Below are 631 nucleotides of genomic sequence, written 5' to 3' on the forward strand. Positions count from 1 at the left end.
GGCACCCTGATCCTCGGCGGCGAGGCCCTGCGCGGCGAAGCCGTCCGAGCCTGGCGCGCCGCCCACCCGGCCGCGACCGTCATCAACGCGTACGGGCCGACCGAGGCCACCGTCAACTGCATGGAGTTCCGCGTCGCACCCGGCGCCGAACTCCCCGACGGGCCGGTGCCCGTCGGCCGCCCCTTCGCCGGCACCCGCACCTACGTCCTCGACGCTGCCCTCCGGCCCGTCGGCGACGGCGTCCCCGGCGAGCTGTACGTCGCCGGCGTCGTCCTCGCCCGCGGCTACGCCGGCCGCCCGGACCTCACCGCCGAACGCTTCGTCGCCGACCCGTACGGCCCGTCCGGCGAGCGCATGTACCGCACCGGCGACCTGGTCCGCCGCCGCGCCGACGGGAACCTGGAGTACATCGGCCGCGCCGACGACCAGATCAAGCTCCGCGGCTTCCGCATAGAACCGGGCGAGATCGAGGCGGCCGCCGCCGCCCACCCCGACGTCACCCGCGCCGTCGTCCTCGTCCGCGAGGACCGCCCCGGCGACCCGCGGCTCGTCGCCTACGTCACCCCCGAGGACGTCGCCCCCGACGCGCTGCGCGCCCACCTCGCCGACGCGCTGCCCGAGTACATGGTGC

The 631-nt window shown here is 76.9% G+C and carries 1 protein-coding gene; it reads left to right on the forward strand.

Features of this window, described 5'->3' with window-relative positions:
• Positions 1-631: AMP-binding protein (locus tag CCN56_RS38270; protein ID WP_143664778.1), on the forward strand; the 631-nt coding region annotated here is incomplete at both ends.

Origin of the sequence: Streptomyces sp. NRRL B-24572 (assembly GCF_002156145.1) — a bacterium.
In the GTDB taxonomy this organism is placed as follows: domain Bacteria; phylum Actinomycetota; class Actinomycetes; order Streptomycetales; family Streptomycetaceae; genus Streptomyces; species Streptomyces vietnamensis.